This is a genomic window from Planctomycetaceae bacterium, assembly GCA_039680605.1.
GTDB lineage: Bacteria > Planctomycetota > Phycisphaerae > SM23-33 > SM23-33 > JAJFUU01.
In genome coordinates this window covers 97,194-110,817 of the sequence record JBDKTA010000021.1, presented here as the reverse complement: position 1 = coordinate 110,817, position 13,624 = coordinate 97,194, and the positions used below count along the sequence as shown (strand labels likewise).

Below are 13,624 nucleotides of genomic sequence, written 5' to 3'. Positions count from 1 at the left end.
CCGTAACAAGCCCGCCCGCCGCCCGCAAGAACATCGGTTCGCGCGGGGAACTGCTCCGCCCTGCCTGCTGGTATTCTTAGTCAGGCACGCCGCGCAGGCATAAGCTTAAACGATAAACATTTGAAAGGACGCCCCCGATGATCGCCCTGCTGGTCGCCACGACGACCGAAGCGGCCCCGCTTCTGGAGCAGTTGCACGCCCGCAAGACTGCCGGCGAACCGTACGACACGTACCGCTTTGACGCGGCCCCGGGCCGGCGCGCGGGCGTGCTCCTGGTCAGCGGGATGGGTCCTGCGGCCGCCGCGGCGGCGACCGAACACCTGCTGCGGCGCTGGTCGCCGGCGGCGGTGGTCAATGTCGGGGTCTGTGGGGCGTTGTCGGCGGGTCTTCGGCGCGGCGACGCGGTGGCGGTCTGCGCCGCCCTCGACGGCGACGCCGCTACGGGCGAACCGCTGCTCTGCCCGGCCGGGCCGTGGCAGGCCCTGCCGCCGGCTCGACTGGTGAGCGTCGCCAAGGCGCTGTTCGGCGACGCACGCCGCGGCGCCTTCGCTGCCCGCGCGGACATCGTCGACATGGAAGGCGCCGCCATCGCCCGCGCCTGCCTGCGCCGCGGCGTGACGGTGCATCTGGTCAAGGGCGTCACCGATCAGGCCGACGCCGCCGGACGCCGTGATATCCAGGACAACATCGCTCACGTGTCGCGCCAACTTGCCCGGACCGTCGTCGCCGGCCTGGCTCGGCTGCCCCGCCGGCGGACTTCCTTGGCCGCCCTGGCGCGCTTCGCCAAGGTCGAGCACGGACTCTTCAGCCTGCCGCTGCTGCTGGCCGGGGCGTACCTCGGCGCCGCCGGCGCCTGGCCGCGCGCGGGCACGCTGATGTTGATTATCGCAGCCGGAACCGGCGCGAGGATCCTGGGCATGGCGGCCAACCGGATTCTGGACCGCAAGCTCGATGCCCTCAACGCCCGCACTGCCGCTCGCGAACTGCCCAGCGGGCGGATGTCGCCCTGGGCCGCCCTGGCCGTGGCGGCGGCGGCCCTGGCGGTGTATCTGGCCGCGGCGGCGGCTCTGGGCCCGTGGTGCCTGAAACTCTCGCCCATCCCGGCGCTGCTGATGGTGCTGTACCCGCTGGGCAAGCGGTTCACGAACCTCTGCCACTTCGGGATCGGGGCCTGCATGGCCGTCGGACCGCTGGGGGCGTTCGTCGCGGCCTCGGGCTCGGTCGAGCTCACTGCCGCGGCGTGGCTGCTGGCGGCGTTCGCGCTGCTGTGGATCAGCGGGTTCGACATCATCTACGCCCTGCAAGATATGCAGTCTGATCGGACCACGGGCGTCTGCAGCCTCCCCGCCCGCATGGGGTCCGCGGGGGCGCAGGTTGTCGCCGGCGCGGTGCATCTGCTGGCCGCGGCGGCGGCGGGGGGGATGTGGCTGCTGGGCGGGCGAACCCTCGCCGGCGCAGCCGCCCTGGGCGTAACCGTCGCGGGGCTGGCGCTTGCGTACTGGCCGCGCCTCGACCTTCGGACGCGATTCTTTCCCGTCTCGGTCATCAGTGGACTGGGCGGAGCGATGATCCCCATACTCGGAGGCGGCGCATGAATCTCGTGCTGGGCATCACCGGCGCCACCGGCGCCGCGGCGGCGGCGATCCTCATCGACAAGTCCCCCTGGCCGGTCACTCTCGTCGTCAGCGAGTGGGGCAAAGACGTCTGCGCGCGGGAGAACGGGCGGATCACGAGCCTCACCGCCGGGGCCGCTCAAGTGCTGGACGACGATGACCTGTCGGCGGCGATCTCTTCGGGCTCGGTGCCGACGGCGGGGATGGTGATTCTGCCCTGCACCGCCAACACGCTGGGCAAGATCGCCTCGGGCATCGCCGACACGCTGATCTGCCGGGCGGCCCACTGCCACCTCAAGGAACAGCGCAAGCTCGTGCTGTGCATCCGCGAGACGCCCTGGTCGCTGATCGACCTGGAGAACGCCCGGCGCGTCGCTGCCGCCGGGGCCTGTATCATGCCCCTCTCGCCGCCTTACTACATGGTGGACGACCGCCCCGCGTCGGAGGTCACCATGGCCGATCTGCTGGAAATCTTCGCCGACCGCATCCTGTCGGTTCTGGGCCGGCCCGCCCGGACGAACTGGCAGACCCGCGCGCAAGAGCCTCACCGCCGCGAAAGCGACTTCCAGAAAGGACGTCCCGCGTGAGCCAGGCCCCGCGAGATTCGCTGCTGGACGCCCGGGAGAACCGCCGGATGTTCGACCGCATCGCCCGGCGCTACGATCGCATGAACGCCTTGCTGTCGCTGGGCCAGGACCGCCGCTGGCGGCGCAGGGGCGTGCAGACTCTCGCCCCGCGCGCCGAGGGACGCTATCTCGACGTCGGCTGCGGAACCGGCGAGATGGCCATCGAGATCGCCCGGCAGGCGCCGGGGGCCTGCATCGTCGGGATCGACCCCTCCGCCGACATGCTGGCGGAGGCCGCTGCCAAGATCCACCGCGCGGGCCTGGGCGGGTGCATCAGCTTCCACAGGGGCGACGGATTGAACATGCCCTTTCCCGACGGCGCCTTTGACGGACTGGTCTGCGCTTTCTGCATCCGCAACATGACCGACCGGGCCAGGGCGTTTGGCCAGATGCGGCGGGTGCTCAAGCGCGGCGCGACGGCCGTCATCCTGGAACTGTCCGTCCCGCGACGCCGATTCGCCGCGGCTGGTCATTATCTCTACAGCCGCTGGGCGATCCCGCTGGCCGGGGCGCTGATCGCCCGAAGCGGCGGGGCGTACCGCTACCTGGTCGATTCGATCCTGCAGTTTCCCCCGCCGGGCGATCTGCAGGCCCAGATGACCGCCGGCGGCTTCGCCGCCGTGCGCGTCGCGACACTGAGCCTCGGCGCAGTCGTCGTGCTCTGGGGACAGGCGCGGTAACGCTGGAGAATAGAATACCGCATGCGGCCCAGATGCGGCCGCGCGAGAACCCATGCCAGATCATGCCGGTCAGATTGTGTTTGCGTCGGTGCCGTACGCCAACGCCGCGCCGCTGTCGCATTTTCTGCCCCAGGTGCGTGAGGGGGTGCGCGTGGTGTACGGTCATCCGTCGACGCTGGCGGCGCGCCTCGTCGCCGGCGAGGTCGACGTGGCGATGCTTCCCGTGGCGGCGTATTTCGCCACGCCGCACGTGCGCATGATCGACGGCATGGGCATCTGCGCCGAGGGGGCGGTCTGGAGCGTCCTGCTCAAGTGCAATCGCTCACTGGAAGAAATCCGCACCGTAGCCCCGGACCCGGCGTCGACCACCTCCAACGCCCTGGCCTGGCTGCTTCTGGAAGAGCATTTCGGCCGGCGCGTCGAGATGATCGCCGGCGCCGAGACGGACGCGGCCGTCGTCATCGGCGACCGCGCCTTGTGCGAACCGCCCGCCCCCCGCGGCGACCTGGACCTGGGCGAATGCTGGCACGCCATGACCGCTCTGCCGTTCGTCTTCGCCGTCTGGGCGTATCGCGCCGATCATGAAGACGCAGCCGCCCTGACAGAGATCGCGACCGCCGCCCTGACCATCGGCCGCCGCAACATCGAGCACGTCGCCGCCCTTCGGGCGCGGGCGCTTCGCCTGCCGCTGCAGCGCTGCCGCCAGTATCTCACCTCCGTCATCCGCTACGACCTGGGTCCGCGCGAGGCGCAGGGCATGGAGCAGTTCCGGCAACTGCTCGCCGGGCGGCAGAAAGTCCTCTCATGAGCCCCGCCGGCCAGCGCCTGGATCGCGCCGAAGCCCTGAACCTGCTCGAGAACGGCCGGACCGCCGACCTGATGGCCCGTGCCGATGCCGTCCGGCGCCACCTTCACGGGCGCAGGACGTTTTTCGTCCACAGCCTCAACCTCAACCCCACCAACGTCTGTGAAAACCATTGCGAGCTCTGCGCCTTCTGGCGAGAGAAGGACGCCCCCGACGCCTACCTGTTGAGCCTGGACCAGGCCGGGCAGATTCTCCGCGCCGCCGCCGGGCTGGGCCTGACCGAGGTACACATCGTCGGCGGCGTCAGGGCGGAGTTGAACCTGGAATACTACCGCTCGCTGATCGCCCTGTCGCGGCGCGTGCTGCCACGGGCGATCGTGCAGGGCCTGACGGCTGTGGAAGTGCAGTATCTCGCCCGCCTCGAACGCCTTTGCGTGACGGAGGTGCTCGAGACCCTGCGGCAGGCGGGGCTGGCGGCGCTGCCCGGCGGCGGGGCCGAAATCTTCGCCCCCCATGTCCGCCGGAAGATCTGCTCGCAGAAGATTTCGGCCGACGAATGGTTAGCCGTCCACGAGGCCGCCCATCGCCTGTCCATGCCCACCAACGTCACGATGCTCCTGGGGCACCTGGAAAGCCCCGCCGACATTATCGATCACCTTCAGCGCGTGCGGGACCTGCAGGACCGCACCGGCGGATTCAAGGCGTTTATCGCTCTGCCGTTTCATCCGGCACGGACTCACCTGGACGTGTCGCGCGGGCCCGGAGGGCATGCTGTCGCCCGGGTGGTGGCCGTGGCGAGGCTCTTTCTGGACAACATCCCTCACCTGCGCGTGCTGGCCAACTACATGGACCGCCGCCTGCTGGCGGTCCTGGCACAGGCCGGGGGCGTCGACGACGTCGGCGGCACGAGCCTGGACGAACGCATCGTCCGCGCCGCCGGCGCGCCCACGGACCGCCGGTGTACCACGCCGGCTGAAATGGCCGGCGCCCTGGCGGAGTTGGGCCTCGAGATGGTCCTGACCAACAGCGCCTACACGACCGTCGGCGAAACAGCGCCGCGCGGACCCATCGCGCCGGTTCACCGCCCAGTGCCAACCCTCGTGCACCAGGCCCTGGACCGCGCCCGCGCCGGCCAGCGCCTCTCGGCCGCCGATGCCGTTCTATTGCACGACCACGCGCCCGTGCAGCAACTGGGGCTGCTGGCCGACCGCAGACGCAGGCAGAGGGTCCCCGGCAACGCCGTCACGTTCGTGCTCGACCGCAACATCTCCTTCAGCAACGTCTGCCAGGCCGCCTGCCGGTTCTGCGCCTTCCACGTCGCGCCGGGCTCGCCCGGGAGCTTCACGTTGACGATCGAGCAGATCGTCGAGAAAGTCGCCCAGGCCCGCGCGCGCGGCGCCACGCAGATTCTGCTCCAGGGCGGCCTCAATCCCGATCTCGACCTGGCGTTCTACGAGCGGATGCTGGCGGCGATCAAGGCCCGCCACGACGTCTGGCTGCACTGCCTCTCCCCCGCCGAGGTCCACTACGCCGCCGGGCGCGCGGGCGTCAGCCTGCGCGAGGCGCTGCAGCGCCTGCGGGCCGCCGGGCTGGACTCCCTGCCCGGCGGCGGCGCCGAGATCCTCTCCCAGGCCGTGCGCCAACGCGTCAGTCCGGGCAAGATCTCCGCGGCCGACTGGCTCGCCGTGATGTCCGCCGCACACGAACTGGGCATGAAGACCACTGCCACGATGGTCTACGGACTGGGCGAGACCACCGCCCAGCGCGTCGAGCACCTTATCGCCCTACGCGACCTGCAGGACCGCACCGGCGGTTTCACGGCGTTCATCCCCTGGAGCTTTCAGCCCCACGCCACACGCCTGCCCCTTCCGGCGCCGACGGCGGTAGATTACCTCAGGATCGTCGCCCTGGCGCGGCTGGTGCTGGACAACATCCCGCACCTCCAGGCCGGAACGCTGACCGAGGGGCCGGAGGTGGCCCAGTTGGCGCTGTCGTACGGGGCAGACGATTTCGGCGGCGTGCTGATGGAGGAGCGAGTCATTGCCGCCACGGGAGCCGGTTACCATGTCTCGGTGGAAGACATTGCGGCCTTGATCGGCGAGACGGGCATGACGCCCGTCCAGCGCACGACGCAATATGAAACCGTCCGGGTCTACTGACCGGCGCCCGCAGCGGCGCCGGCGGGCTTGATCTCCTGCACGCTCATCGACTCGATACTGGCGGCGCCGCCGTCGGCCTGGAGCGTCAGGGCAGTCGCCTGCGTCATCTCGGTGCGCTTGGGAATGAAGAAGAAGTTGTTGGCCCAGAGCGTCAGCATGTTGTCCTGCGTGACGAAGATCACATCCAGCGTCTTCTGCGGCGGCCGCGGGGAGAAGGGGTAATCCGCCCCGTCGACGATCAGGCGGTCGCCCGTGTAGACGATCTCGACCGGCTTGTCCGCGGCGCCCAGGCGCAGGGTGATTCGCTTGGCGCTGCTTAGGGCGATCTTGGCCTGCACGTAGACGTGCGGATGGGTCAGCGGGATTGTCTTGACGGCATCGAGCGGCCCGGACGCGACGGCGTGCTCTGTCCCCAATTGTGCCTTGACGGCGGACAGGGCCGTGCGGTCGACGATCGGGCAGCGGCGCGAGTGGACGCCTATCTGCTTGGCCTTCCACCGGCAGCCCAGGCAGTAGACGGCGTGGTCGATGCTCTTTTCGGAGACGGCCAGTACATTGCAGGTGCCCGGCGGCTGCCAGTGATACGCCGCCAGCAGCGGCGCGGGGCCTTGGGTGGAGAAGGCATAGGTGTGGCTGTGCCCGCCGAGGATGAGCTCGACCTTGTAGTCGCGCAGGAGCTTGACGAACCGAGCGTCCCCGCCGGGGTCGGGGTAATGATACGACAGTACAACTCGCGTACCCTTCTTGATAGCGGCAAGGTCCTTGGTCAGCCAGTCGATCATCGCCGCGGGCTTGTGATCCTCGATCACGTCGACGCCGACGAAGTGGACGCCCGCGCAGTCGAAGCTCCAACGCACCGGACCAAGGCGCTTGGTGAACGGTCCATAGCCGTCCTCGTCCGGGTTGGGGTTGGGCGTGGCCGACTCCCACGTGTCGTGGTTGCCCACGGTCGTGATGAACGTGAGCCGGTAGGGCTTCTCGATGTCCTTGGGGCGATAGCTGTCGCCGGTGTCGATCATGAACTTCACGTCCGGCGCCATGGCGTTCATCCACTCCAGGAAGTCCGGGTTGCCCTGGTTGAAGAACTCGTGCGGGTCGGTCATGTGCAGGAAGACGAACGGAACTTTCTGCTCCACCTGGCGCAGGGCGAAGTTGACGGCCGAGGCGTCTTTGATGTCGCTCAGGCGGACCCACCACGGGTTGGTCGGCCACGTGCCGCTGGGCCAGCACACGCCGACCGTCTGGGCGGGCTTGTGGCGGAAGGTCGGATCGTCGGCGATGCGGATCGAGTACGATCCGTCGCCCCCGGTGGTGACGAACTGCACGCCGTCGGTGACGCGCACGCCGGCGATGCCTGGTTCGCCTGCATCAGCCTTGCCGTTGCCGTTGGCGTCCTGAAAGACCTTCCCCCCCACGACAGCCGGGGCCGACGCCGGTTCTGCCGCCGGGGCGGACCATGAGATCATCAACATTGTCGCAAGCGCGACGGCGGGCATGCGCATGGGAACTCCTTCCTGAAGCCAGCAGTTGCGGCATTGTAGCAGAAACAGCAGGCGTTTGTCTCCCGCTGACGGAGGGATTACGCGGGTCGGTCAATTCAGCTTGGCTTCATCCTTCGTGAAGCATAATCGACGTAGCTGCGGCGTCTGTAGAAGGATTCTCCCCGGGTGGGAGGACGACGGCTTCGTGGCCTGCGCGGTGGATTATTGGGATCAGGAGTGAAAAATGAAGCTCGACCGACATTTCTGGTTCTGGGCTGTCCCTGTCGCGGCCGTGGTGGCCGCGGTGATCTGCTGGGAAGTCTGGATCGAGGACTATCCCGTCAGGCAGTTTGGCGTCGTCGAAAAGGGTGTGCTGTATCGCAGCGGGCAACCTACCGAGGAAGGTTGGCGGCGGTTGTGGGACGGCTATAAAATTCACACCGTCATCAATCTGCGGGAGGAAGAGCCCGACCAGGACTGGTGCAAACTTGAACGGGATTTTTGCGCCGCAAACGGTATCCGCTACGTGAACATGTCGATCGGCCCCGAGCACGTGGATGGCGATCAGCTACAAGCCCTTCTGCAGATCATTGCCGATCCCAAGTGCCGTCCGGTGCTGGTTCACTGCGAACTGGGTAAGGCTCGCACGGGCGTGGTCGTGGCGGCGTACCGCATCGCCGCGCAGCATTGGTCGGCCGATGAAGCGGTCCGGGAATCCCGGCGATATAAACCGAACATGGATCCGGCGTATATCGCCTACTTGTGGAGTCTCTCCAAGAGCTGCCAGCGGTAGCACCGGGCGACGCCGGCGCAAAACCCCCGCCGCGCCGCCGGCGCGGGACGATATACTGGAGCCCGATGCCAGAGGTGCGACGTGCGACTGCTGATTGTTGAAGACGAGGCCCGGCTGGCGAGGAATATCGCCTCGGTCCTTCGCGAGAAGGCCGGCTTTGCCGTGGACATCTCCTACGACGGGCAGGACGGCCTGCACCAGGCCCGCGGGAATCCGTACGACCTGATTATCCTGGACCTGATGCTCCCCAAGCTCGACGGCCTGGCGCTGCTGCGACATATTCGCCGCGAGGGTCTGCGAGTTCCCGTGCTGATCCTGACGGCCAGGAGCGGCGCCGAGAACGTCGTGCAGGGTCTGGATGTCGGCAGCGACGACTACCTGACCAAACCGTTCGAAATGGCCGAGTTGCTCGCTCGCTGCCGGGCGCTGATCCGCCGCTCCTATGACCGCCCGGACCCCGTGCTCCGCGCCGGCGGCCTCGAGATCGACTCCCGCAGCCACGCCGTGAAACAGCAGGATGCGGCCCACCTGCTGCCGGCCATGGAGTACCGCCTGCTGGAACTTCTGGCAATGCGGTCGGGCCAGATCGTCTCGAAAGAAGAGATCCTCGATCATCTTTATGATTTTGACGCCGAGCGGTTTTCCAACGTCATCGAGGTCTACATCTGTTCGCTGCGCAAGCGGTTCGGCAGCACGATCATCAAGACCTTGCGCGGGCAGGGGTACGTGCTGGAGGATCCGACGCCATGAAGCCGCTGTCCCTGCGAACGCGCCTGACGCTGCTGACGATCAGCATTCTGATCATCGTCATCGCCGTCCTGTCGATCGTGGCGTATCGCGAGCTTCGCGAGTCGCTGATCCGGATCTCCAGCCCCCTCCTGCTCAAACATGCCCTGCATGAAATGGATGAGTTCCTGCGACTGCTGTGGATCCTGGGCTCCAGCCTGCTGCTGGCGGCCGCCGTCCTGACGGCCGCCTCCGTCTGGTGGACCATGCGTCCCATCCGCATGACGGCGGACCGCCTGCACGGCGTCACCCACCGCAACCTCGGGGGCGAGCATCTGGACCATCTGGCCGTCCCGGCCGAACTGGTGCCTTTCGTCAGCGCGGTCCAGGGGATGCTGGCGAGAATCAACGACGGGGTCAAGGCGCAAAAGCGGTTCATCGCCGACGCCTCGCACGAGCTGCGCACGCCGCTGGCGCTGGCCAAGAGCACGATCCAGACCGTGCGCATGAAGCGCCGCACGGCCGAGGAATATGACGCTGCGCTGGATGAATTGCTGACGGACGTCGACCGCCTCAATCGCCTGGTGGGACAACTCCTGGACCTGGCCCGGATGGACGAAAACACGCCGCCGCCTCTGCAGGACGTCGAGATCGAGCCGCTCCTTCAGGGTCTGCCCCAGATCCGTGCCCGACAAGATCAGGCCGCGGACCGGATCGTTCTGCACATCCAGAGCCCTTTGCCGCCGATCAAGGCCCATGCGGCGGAACTGGAAAGTCTGTTCGGAAACCTTATCGATAACGCGCTCAAGCACGGTCCCCGGAGCGGACGGGTCACAATCACCGCCGGTGCCGAGCCCGGGGCCATTCTGGTTGCGGTCAAAGACGAGGGCGGACAGATTCCTGCCGATCAAATCGGCAAGCTGTTCGACCGCTTCTACCGCCCCGACGCGTCGCGTTCCAGCGCCACCGGCGGCTGTGGGCTGGGACTGTCCATCGCCAACGAGATCGCCAAACGCCATGGCGGCGACATTCAAATGACCTCGTCGCCGTCGGAGGGAACCGTTGTGTCGGTGCGCCTGCCGGCAGTTCGCCGCTCATGAGCACCTGCTGGTGGCCGTTCCGTACGTCGAACCAAACCCCGTGCGCGCGGGGCAAGCGGGCGCGGCACGATGTAAGTTCCAAGTGTCAGTGAACCTCGATGCCCGGCTGGGGGTTAACAAGAGAGTCTCAGAAACGCGTGGGGCAAGAAAGGATGATGGACAGAATGCTGACTTTCCGTGCGTTCGCAAAGGCTGTGCCCGTCTGGCTGTGGTTGCCCGTTGCACTGGGGGCCTTGGTTGCGGGGGGCTATTACGGCATATGGCAGCCAATCGAACATCACTATCTGCCCCGCAATTGGGGCGTGGTGGAAGAAGGTTGGATCTATCGCAGTGGGGAAATGCCCAGCGGTCTGATTCGCGACGCACTCGCTGAGAACAAGATCAAGGTCTTGATCACGCTGGTCGCTCAGGACCCGCAGGACCCAGAGCAGATCGCCTTGGAGCGGGCCGTGAAGGAACTTGCGATCGACCTGAAACGGTTCCCCATGCAAGGCGATGGCACGCCCGGCGAAGCCGATCAAAGTCAGGGTATTGCCAAGTACGCCGACGCGGTGGCCGCCATCGCCCAGGCCCGGCGCGAAGGCAAACCGGTGCTTGTGCAGTGCGGTGCCGGCACGCACCGCACGGGCGGAATAGTGGCCACCTATCGCATGTTGGTCCAGCGCATGCCAGCCAGCTATGCGTATGCCGAGTTGTGCGATTACGGCTGGAACCCCGCTAAGCACGGAGACCTGCTGAAGTTCCTCAATCCGGCCATGGGCGCCATTGCCGCAAAGTTGGTCGAATTGGGTGTGATCCCGGAGGTTCCCAAGCCGCTGCCGGTGCTTGGCCCGAGTTAGAGGATGGCTCTGTATCGCGGCTGCCTCATCCCCGCTTGCCGCTGAGGGAATGAGAGGGTCAGCATCTTGGGCCGGGGGGCAGCCTAAGATTCATCATGACCTCCCACACGACCACCACAACGGAAATTCAATGGCTGCCCTGGGGACCCGAGGCGTTCGAGCGCGCCTCGCGCGAGGGAAAGCTGATCCTGCTCGACAGCGGGGCCACCTGGTGCCACTGGTGCCATGTCATGGACCGCGAAACGTACGAGGACGGACAGGTCATCGAACTGGTCAACGAGCGGTTCATCCCCGTTCGGATCGACCGCGACCGCCTGCCCGACGTCGACGCGCACTTTCAGCGGGCCAACCCCATCCTGCGATCATCCGGCGCCGGCTGGCCGCTGACGGTGCTGGTGACGCCGGAAGGGCACGCGCTGTTCAAGGCCACCTTCCTGCCCCCGCGCGCGGGCGATCGCGGGATCGGGGCGGGCCTGGTGGACGTGCTGCAAAAGCTTGACGAGTACTGGCGGGCCAATCGTCAGCAGCTTGCCCAGGCCGGGCAACAGACTACCGAGTACACCATCGAGCAGCTCAACGACGCGTACAGCCGCCCGGGCCCGCTCGACGGCGAGATCGTCGACGAGATCGTCGAAGGCATCAAGGACAGCTACGACCCGCGGCATGGAGGGTTCGGCGACGCGCCGAAGTTCTTCGTGGCCTCGGCGCTGGAGCTGCTGATGGCGCGGGCGTGGGCGGGCGACGATCCGGCGCAGGAGATGGTCGAGCGGACGCTGACGATGATGGCCCGCGGCGGCGTGTACGACCAGCTCGGCGGGGGGTTCCACCGCTACAGCGTCGATGAACGTTGGCACGTGCCGCACTTCGAGAAGATGGGCTACGACAATGCGGCCCTGCTGCGGGTCTATGCCGATGCGTACGCTCTGACCGGCCGCGAGGACTTTGCCCGCGTGGTGCGCGAGACGCTGGGGTGGGTGGCGGAGGATCTGACGGCTTGGCAGGAGTCGGGGGAGCATAGTAGCATGGGCGTCTCGCCCATGAGTACCACGGGCGTCCCGCCCGTGGAGGGAAAGAACATGGGCGCGACGGGTGCCACGCACAACTCCGTTGTGCGTGTCCCTGACCGTTCAGGTTCAGGGATGCATGGGCGGGACGCCCATGCCACACAGCAAGAGCATGGGCGAGATGCCCGTGCTACACAGCAAGAGCATGGGCGAGACGCCCGTGCGACTCACGGGCAAGATGCCCGTGCTACGGGGGCAGTCGCGGGGTTCTACGCCAGCCAGGACGCCGATCTTGACGGTGACGACGGTGACTTCTTCACCTGGACCATTGACGAAATTCACGAGGCGATCGGGCCCCAGCCGGTGCAGGCGGACACGATCATCGCCTGGTATGACGTGGACGAAGTCGGCGACGTACATACCCGACCCGGCCGCAACGTTCTCCATGAGCCCCGAACCCTCGATCAGTTCGCCCGCCTGACGCAACGCGACGCGGCAGAACTGCGCGAGCTGGTGGCCCAGGGCAAGGCGGCCCTGCAGATCGTCCGCCGCCAGCGGCGAGCGCCGGCGATCGACAAGACGATCTTCGCCGACATCAACGGCATGTTGATCGACGCGCACCTGCACGCGGCGGCGCGGCTGGGGCTGACCGAGCCGCGCCGGACCGCCTTGGCGGCGCTGGACGCACTGCTGGAGACGCACCGCGACGAGCGAGGCGTCTTCGGACACTTCCGCAACCACGAGGGGCTGCAGGGCGTCGGGCGGCTGGAGGACCAGGCCTGGATGCTCCGGGCGCTGATCGGCGCCTATGCCGCTACCGCCAGCGAGCGATACCTCGACGCCGCACAGCGGGCCGCTCAGTACATCATGAAGGAATTGACAGCCCAGGACGGGGGGCTGCTCAGCGCGCCGGCGGTGAGCCAGCCGTCCCCGGCGGCAGTGGCGCCGCAGCGGGCGTGGGAAGACGCCCCGGTCCGCAGCGCCGCTTCGGTGGCCGCCCAGGCAATGATCGACCTGGGGCGCCTGACGGGGCGGCAGGAGTATTCGCAGGCCGGCGCCGCGGCGCTGGGCAGCTTTGCCGGACGGGCGCAGCGAGGCTTTGGCACGTTTCTGGCCGGCTACGCCCAGGCGGTCGATCAGCACCTCAACGGCCCGCGGACGATTACTGTCGTCGGGGCGGTGGATGACGCCAGAACAGGCGAGTTGCTGGCGGCGGCGCGAAGAGCCTATGTTCCCGGCGACCTGGTGCTGTCGGTGGACCCCGGCCAGGCCGCATCGCTGGAGCGGTTGGGGGTGAAAGCTGCGGAAGGTCCGGCGGCATATGTTTGCCGGGCCGGCTCGTGTTTGCCTCCGGCAAAGAGCGTCGAGGAGTTGTGCCAGCGGCTGGAACAACTGAAGCAGTAGCACGGGCGTCTTGCCCGTGGGGGGGGGGGAAGCAAGCATGGGCGGGACGGGTGCCACGCACAACTCCGTTGTGCGTGTCCCTGACCGCTGAAGTCGGGGATCGCGGGCGGGACGCCCGCGACACGCGCGGGCGAGACGTCCGCGACACGGTCGGGGAGCATGGGCGGGACGCCCATGCCACGACGGGGACACGGGCGGGACGCCCGTGCTACTCATGGGCGAGACGCCCATGCTACGGCAGAGACGCCCATGCTACGGGAAGAAGGCCATGCTACTGCTTGACGCGGGGATCATTTTTCGTGACAATGCCGCGCTTGGCATGAGCCCGGGAGTTTGCCTGGGTTTGTGACGGTAGCGCCGCCGGTGCGCTGCTGCGCTGCGTAGCGCGGTGGCA

General features: G+C 67.6%; 11 protein-coding genes. 10 read left to right on the top strand and 1 reads right to left on the bottom strand.

Going from position 1 to position 13,624, the window contains the following annotated elements; genetic code table 11:
• The first annotated feature begins 137 nt into the window (after positions 1 to 137).
• From ABFD92_06070 to mqnC, 5 genes are read left to right on the top strand one after another with little or no spacing between them, the layout of a single operon-like run.
• Complete coding sequence (locus ABFD92_06070) at positions 138 to 1,595, top strand: UbiA-like polyprenyltransferase (GenBank protein MEN6504086.1); 1,458 nt, start codon at positions 138 to 140, stop codon at positions 1,593 to 1,595.
• Positions 1,592 to 2,200, top strand: coding sequence for a UbiX family flavin prenyltransferase (locus ABFD92_06065; protein ID MEN6504085.1), 609 nt, complete (start codon positions 1,592 to 1,594; stop codon positions 2,198 to 2,200). The genes ABFD92_06070 and ABFD92_06065 overlap by 4 nt, the downstream gene beginning before the upstream one ends.
• On the top strand, positions 2,197 to 2,919 hold the full coding sequence (locus ABFD92_06060) for a ubiquinone/menaquinone biosynthesis methyltransferase (GenBank protein ID MEN6504084.1): 723 nt from the start codon (positions 2,197 to 2,199) through the stop codon (positions 2,917 to 2,919). The genes ABFD92_06065 and ABFD92_06060 overlap by 4 nt, the downstream gene beginning before the upstream one ends.
• A gap of 52 nt (positions 2,920 to 2,971) precedes the next feature.
• Positions 2,972 to 3,727, top strand: coding sequence for a menaquinone biosynthesis protein (locus ABFD92_06055; GenBank protein MEN6504083.1), 756 nt, complete (start codon positions 2,972 to 2,974; stop codon positions 3,725 to 3,727).
• Positions 3,724 to 5,883 carry a cyclic dehypoxanthinyl futalosine synthase gene (mqnC, locus tag ABFD92_06050; GenBank protein ID MEN6504082.1) on the top strand — a complete coding sequence of 720 codons (2,160 nt, stop codon included), beginning with the start codon at positions 3,724 to 3,726 and terminating at the stop codon, positions 5,881 to 5,883. Before ABFD92_06055 ends, mqnC begins: the two co-directional genes overlap by 4 nt.
• Here mqnC and ABFD92_06045 read toward each other — a convergent pair.
• Positions 5,877 to 7,385 carry a metallophosphoesterase gene (locus tag ABFD92_06045; protein ID MEN6504081.1) on the bottom strand — a complete coding sequence of 503 codons (1,509 nt, stop codon included), beginning with the start codon at positions 7,383 to 7,385 and terminating at the stop codon, positions 5,877 to 5,879. The genes mqnC and ABFD92_06045 overlap by 7 nt on opposite strands.
• A 223-nt stretch (positions 7,386 to 7,608) precedes the next feature.
• On the opposite strand from ABFD92_06045, the gene ABFD92_06040 reads away from it, so the two are divergent.
• The 5 genes from ABFD92_06040 to ABFD92_06020 all read left to right on the top strand — a co-directional run bounded on the left by ABFD92_06040 (position 7,609) and on the right by ABFD92_06020 (position 13,230).
• Positions 7,609 to 8,157, top strand: a complete 549-nt coding sequence (locus tag ABFD92_06040) for a tyrosine-protein phosphatase (GenBank protein ID MEN6504080.1) — start codon at positions 7,609 to 7,611, stop codon at positions 8,155 to 8,157.
• A gap of 81 nt (positions 8,158 to 8,238) precedes the next feature.
• Positions 8,239 to 8,907: a response regulator transcription factor gene (locus ABFD92_06035; protein MEN6504079.1), complete on the top strand. Its 669-nt coding sequence runs from the start codon at positions 8,239 to 8,241 to the stop codon at positions 8,905 to 8,907.
• Complete coding sequence (locus ABFD92_06030; protein MEN6504078.1) at positions 8,904 to 9,983, top strand: HAMP domain-containing sensor histidine kinase; 1,080 nt, start codon at positions 8,904 to 8,906, stop codon at positions 9,981 to 9,983. The genes ABFD92_06035 and ABFD92_06030 overlap by 4 nt, the downstream gene beginning before the upstream one ends.
• A 164-nt stretch (positions 9,984 to 10,147) precedes the next feature.
• Positions 10,148 to 10,822, top strand: coding sequence for a dual specificity protein phosphatase family protein (locus tag ABFD92_06025; GenBank protein MEN6504077.1), 675 nt, complete (start codon positions 10,148 to 10,150; stop codon positions 10,820 to 10,822).
• Between the two features lie 95 nt (positions 10,823 to 10,917).
• Complete coding sequence (locus tag ABFD92_06020; protein ID MEN6504076.1) at positions 10,918 to 13,230, top strand: thioredoxin domain-containing protein; 2,313 nt, start codon at positions 10,918 to 10,920, stop codon at positions 13,228 to 13,230.
• Positions 13,231 to 13,624 lie beyond the last annotated feature (394 nt).

What these genes read in the sequence shown, in the direction of transcription:
- ABFD92_06070 (MEN6504086.1), top strand. Translation starts at nt 138, where the DNA reads ATGATCGCCCTGCTGGTCGCCACGACGACCGAAGCGGCCCCGCTTCTG.
- ABFD92_06025 (MEN6504077.1), top strand. Translation starts at nt 10,148, where the DNA reads ATGCTGACTTTCCGTGCGTTCGCAAAGGCTGTGCCCGTCTGGCTGTGG.
- ABFD92_06040 (MEN6504080.1), top strand. Translation starts at nt 7,609, where the DNA reads ATGAAGCTCGACCGACATTTCTGGTTCTGGGCTGTCCCTGTCGCGGCC.
- ABFD92_06030 (MEN6504078.1), top strand. Translation starts at nt 8,904, where the DNA reads ATGAAGCCGCTGTCCCTGCGAACGCGCCTGACGCTGCTGACGATCAGC.
- ABFD92_06020 (MEN6504076.1), top strand. Translation starts at nt 10,918, where the DNA reads ATGACCTCCCACACGACCACCACAACGGAAATTCAATGGCTGCCCTGG.
- ABFD92_06045 (MEN6504081.1), bottom strand. Translation starts at nt 7,385, where the DNA reads ATGCGCATGCCCGCCGTCGCGCTTGCGACAATGTTGATGATCTCATGG.
- mqnC (MEN6504082.1), top strand. Translation starts at nt 3,724, where the DNA reads ATGAGCCCCGCCGGCCAGCGCCTGGATCGCGCCGAAGCCCTGAACCTG.
- ABFD92_06065 (MEN6504085.1), top strand. Translation starts at nt 1,592, where the DNA reads ATGAATCTCGTGCTGGGCATCACCGGCGCCACCGGCGCCGCGGCGGCG.
- ABFD92_06055 (MEN6504083.1), top strand. Translation starts at nt 2,972, where the DNA reads ATGCCAGATCATGCCGGTCAGATTGTGTTTGCGTCGGTGCCGTACGCC.